Source organism: Streptomyces sp. NPDC059695, from assembly GCF_042733785.1.
Classification (GTDB): domain Bacteria; phylum Actinomycetota; class Actinomycetes; order Streptomycetales; family Streptomycetaceae; genus Streptomyces.
In genome coordinates this window covers 16,240-20,683 of sequence record NZ_JBHWFF010000063.1, presented here as the reverse complement: position 1 = coordinate 20,683, position 4,444 = coordinate 16,240, and the positions used below count along the sequence as shown (strand labels likewise).

Annotated in this window: 3 protein-coding genes; 1 reads left to right on the top strand and 2 read right to left on the bottom strand. The window is 75.1% G+C overall.

The features are described 5' to 3' along the window. Window positions 1-119 precede the first annotated feature (119 nt). The gene (locus ACFV2S_RS37205) at window positions 120-2,627 is read right to left on the bottom strand and encodes a DEAD/DEAH box helicase (RefSeq protein ID WP_385570569.1); all 2,508 of its coding nucleotides are present in this window, start codon (window positions 2,625-2,627) and stop codon (window positions 120-122) included. 486 nt (window positions 2,628-3,113) lie between these two features. On the opposite strand from ACFV2S_RS37205, the gene ACFV2S_RS37200 reads away from it, so the two are divergent. Then, window positions 3,114-3,836: a ferritin-like fold-containing protein gene (locus ACFV2S_RS37200; RefSeq protein WP_383798081.1), complete on the top strand. Its 723-nt coding sequence runs from the start codon at window positions 3,114-3,116 to the stop codon at window positions 3,834-3,836. Window positions 3,837-3,970: 134 nt separating this feature from the next. Here ACFV2S_RS37200 and ACFV2S_RS37195 read toward each other — a convergent pair whose 3' ends face one another. Further along, window positions 3,971-4,240, bottom strand: coding sequence for a hypothetical protein (locus ACFV2S_RS37195; RefSeq protein WP_385570563.1), 270 nt, complete (start codon window positions 4,238-4,240; stop codon window positions 3,971-3,973). Window positions 4,241-4,444 lie beyond the last annotated feature (204 nt).

Genomic DNA, 4,444 nt, shown 5'->3' with positions numbered 1-4,444 from the left:
GGGGGGGGGGGGGGGCCCCCGCGGGCCGCGGGGGGGGCGGGGGGGCTGGCGGGGGGGGGGTGGGACGGCCGAGCAGCCGGGTCCCCGGTGGGGCCGGCCGCTCGGACGGTGCGGTGGGGTCAGCTCTCGGGCTGAGCCGCCGCCGCCTTCTTCGTCGTACGCCGACGCGGAGCCGCCTTCTTCGGGGCCTCCTCCACCGCCGGAGCCTCGGCCTCGGCGGCCGCGGCCTTCTTGGTCGTACGGCGGCGCGCCGGAGCCTTCGGCTCGGTCTTCGGCGCGGACGCCTCGGGGGCCTCGGCGGCGACCGTCTTCTTGGCCGCGCGGCGACGGGGAGCCTTGGGAGCCTCCTCGGCCACCGGCGCCTCGACGGTCTCGGCGGCCACGGCGGTCTCGACGACCGGCTCGGCCACGGCCTTCTTGGTGGTGCGGCGACGCGGAGCGGCCTTCTTCGGGGCCTCCTCCACGGCCGGCGCCTCGACGACCGGAGCGGGCGCGGAGGCCACGACGATGACCTCGGCGGCCGCGGCGCTCACCGGGGACCCGGCGGGACGGCTGGCCGCACGGCGGCGGCGCGGCGCGGGCTCCGCCGCGACCGGCTCGGCGACCGGCTCGGCCACCGGCGCCTCGGCCACCGGCGCCTCGGCGGTCACCGGAGAACCGGCGGGCCGACGGGCGGTGCGGCGACGGCGCGGAGCGGGAACCTCGGCGACCGGGGTCTCGACGACGGTCTCCACGACCGGGGTCTCGGCCACGACCGGCTCGGCGACCGGCTCCGCGACGGCCTTCTTCGTGGTGCGGCGACGGGGGGCCTTCGGCTCCTCGACGACGACCGGAGCGGCCTCGACGACCGGCGCCTCGACGGCACGACGGGCCATCAGGGCGACCGCGGCGGTCTCGGGCGTCTGGAACGACACGGTCTCCTCGACCGGACGCGCCACCCGGGCACGGCGGCGGCGCGGGGCCGGAGCCGGCTCGGGAGCCGCGTGGGCCGCGGGAGCGCGGTCGGCCGGGGCCGCCGTCACGGCCTCCGGGCGGGCGGCACGGGTACGGCGACGGGGGGCCTTGGGCTCCTCGACGACGACCGGAGCCGTCTCGACGACCGGAGCGGTCTCGACGACCGGAGCCGCCTCGACGACGGGCGCCTTCGCGACCGGCGCCTCGACGACCTCGGCCTCGACCGTGGCCGTAGCCGCGACCGTGGCCGGCGCGCCGACGCGGGTGCGACGGCGGCGGCGCGGGGTGCGCGGGCCGGACTCGGTGCGGGCCTCGTCCGCGGGCGTCTCGACGGCCGCGGTCTCGAGGGCCGGGGCCGCCGACGCCGGGGCGTCGCCGAGCTCGCCGCCGCGGGTGCGACGACGCTGGCGCGGGGTCCGCGTGCGGGCCGGGCGCTCCTCGGTCTTCTCGGCGGCCTTCGGGGCGCGGCCGCGGCGACCGCCGGGCTCGCCCAGGTCCTCCAGGACCTCCGCGCCCAGACCCGCGCGGGTCCGCTCGGCGCGGGGCAGGATGCCCTTGGTGCCCGCCGGGATGTCCAGCTCCTCGTAGAGGTGCGGGGAGCTGGAGTACGTCTCGACCGGGTCGTGGAAGTCGAGGCCGAGCGCCTTGTTGATGAGCTGCCAGCGCGGGATGTCGTCCCAGTCGACGAGCGTCACCGCGGTGCCCTTGGCGCCCGCGCGGCCGGTGCGGCCGACGCGGTGGAGGAAGGTCTTCTCGTCCTCGGGCGACTGGTAGTTGATGACGTGGGTGACGCCCTCGACGTCGATGCCTCGGGCGGCGACGTCGGTGCAGACGAGGACGTCGACCTTGCCGTTGCGGAAGGCGCGCAGCGCCTGCTCGCGGGCGCCCTGGCCGAGGTCGCCGTGGACCGCGCCGGAGGCGAAGCCGCGGCGCTCCAGCTGCTCGGCGATGTCGGCGGCCGTGCGCTTGGTGCGGCAGAAGATCATCGCGAGTCCGCGGCCGTTGGCCTGCAGGATGCGGGAGACCATCTCCGGCTTGTCCATGTTGTGCGCGCGGTAGACGTGCTGCTTGATGTTGGCGACGGTCACGCCCTCACCGTCGGGCGAGGTGGCCCGGATGTGGGTGGGCTGCGACATGTAGCGGCGGGCCAGGCCGATGACCGCGCCCGGCATGGTGGCCGAGAAGAGCATGGTCTGGCGCTTCGCCGGAAGCATGTTCATGATCTTCTCGACGTCGGGCAGGAAGCCCAGGTCGAGCATCTCGTCGGCCTCGTCGAGGACGAGGACCTTCACGTGCGAGAGGTCGAGCTTGCGCTGGCCGGCCAGGTCGAGGAGACGGCCGGGGGTGCCGACGACGACGTCGACGCCCTTCTGGAGCGCCTCGACCTGCGGCTCGTACGCCCGGCCGCCGTAGATGGCGAGCACGCGGACGTTGCGCACCTTGCCGGCGGTCAGCAGGTCGTTGGTGACCTGCTGGCACAGCTCGCGGGTGGGGACGACGACGAGCGCCTGCGGGGCGTCGGTCAGCTGCTCGGGCGCGGCCCGGCCGGCCTCGACGTCCGTGGGGACGGTGACGCGCTCCAGGATGGGGAGGCCGAAACCGAGGGTCTTGCCCGTGCCGGTCTTGGCCTGGCCGATGACGTCGGTGCCGGTGAGGGCGACCGGGAGGGTCATCTCCTGGATGGGGAAGGGGGTGACGATGCCGACGGCCTCAAGGGCCTCGGCCGTCTCGGGAAGGATTCCGAGTTCTCGGAAGGTCGTAGTCAGGGTGCTGCCTCTTCTGTGAGACGCGGCGCGAGGCGAGCGAAGGGGGTCGTACCGTGCCGGGATCTTCCGGGGGGATCAGGGGAGATCACCGCCGGGTGGCACGGGACCACTGCCGTCGCTCGAGCGTCGTACCGCTGAGGGTGACCCTTCCGCGGGTCCGCCGGAAGGGCTGTCGGGCCGGAGCCGATCGGGCCACCGACCGGGCATCCTCATTCATGAGTCGGCCCACCGAATACGTCCGAACGTGCGAAAGCATGTCCGCATACTCAGCAGGCGCCTTATCACTGTACCCCGGATTCGCGCATGTGTGTTGGGAGAAATCGCGATGAGGGCACGGTCACACTGACTGGCCTGGGCCTTAGCGGGCCGCGCGGGCGGGCTATTGTGCGCTCCATGGAGACGCCTGACAACGCCACACCGACCGGGATCGCCGCCAAGGACTGGGCGGAGGCTTCCGCCGAGCCGGAGTACCGCGCCGCCGTGATCGACCTCCTCGGCGCCCTCGCCTACGGAGAGCTCGCGGCCTTCGAGCGGCTCGCCGAGGACGCCAAGCTGGCGCCGACCCTCGCGGACAAGGCGGAGCTGGCGAAGATGGCCTCGGCCGAGTTCCACCACTTCGAGCGGCTGCGCGACCGCCTCGCGGCCGTCGACGCCGAGCCGACCTCGGCCATGGAGCCCTTCGCGAAGGCGCTCGACGACTTCCACCGCCTGACGGCGCCGTCCGACTGGCTGGAGGGTCTCGTCAAGGCCTACGTGGGCGACTCGATCGCGAGTGACTTCTACCGGGAGGTCGCGGCGCGGCTCGACTCCGACACGCGCGGGCTCGTCCTCGCGGTGCTCGACGACACCGGCCACGGCAACTTCGCGGTGGAGAAGGTCCGTGCGGCGATCGAGGCCGATCCGCGCGTCGGCGGCAGGCTCGCGCTCTGGGCGCGACGTCTGATGGGCGAGGCGCTCTCGCAGGCGCAGCGCGTGGTCGCCGAGCGCGACGCGCTCTCGACGATGCTGGTCGGCGGCGTGGCGGACGGTTTCGACCTCGCCGAGGTCGGCCGGATGTTCTCCCGGATCACCGAGGCGCACACCAAGCGCATGGCCGCCCTGGGTCTCGCGGCCTGAGCCGACCTGAGCCTGCCGGAGCCGACCTGTGAGGCGGCCTGAGCCGACCTGAGCCGGGCCGGAGCCGGGCGGACCGGGCAGGAGCGGGACGGAGGGGCCCGAGGCCTCCTGGGCGCCCGTCGGCGCCGCGCCGGTCAGACGGTGGCTGATCGGCGCAGTCTACGCGAGGCCGGGCGGATCAGCAGCGAGAGCAGCACCGCCGCCACCGCCACGGCACCGATCAGGGTGGCGAGGAAGTGGCCGGGGCCGAGCGCCCCGTGGGTCACGAGCGCGCCGAAGACGCCGCCGAGCGTCCCGGTGAGGAGGACGATCGCCCGGACGGGGAGGCGGTCGGGCAGCCGGTGCACGGCGGCCCAGGCCAGGGCGAAACCGAGCAGGGCCGAGCCGAGGGCTTCCAGGAACACGTCGAATCACCTCGCGGGGGGTGCGGGGCAGCTGGTGCGGTCACAGCCGTACCTACCCCCGGCGCCCGGAACGCAACCCTCACGTACGCCCTGACGTGGCCGTACGGAGACGGGAAGGGGGCGGGGGCGGGCGATCGGGGGCCCGGCGCGCGCCCGACGACAGCGCGGGGCCTGGCCCACGCCTCCACACCCCCGCCCCCCCGG

What these genes read in the sequence shown, in the direction of transcription:
- ACFV2S_RS37200 (WP_383798081.1), top strand. Translation starts at nt 3,114, where the DNA reads ATGGAGACGCCTGACAACGCCACACCGACCGGGATCGCCGCCAAGGAC.
- ACFV2S_RS37205 (WP_385570569.1), bottom strand. Translation starts at nt 2,627, where the DNA reads ATGACCCTCCCGGTCGCCCTCACCGGCACCGACGTCATCGGCCAGGCC.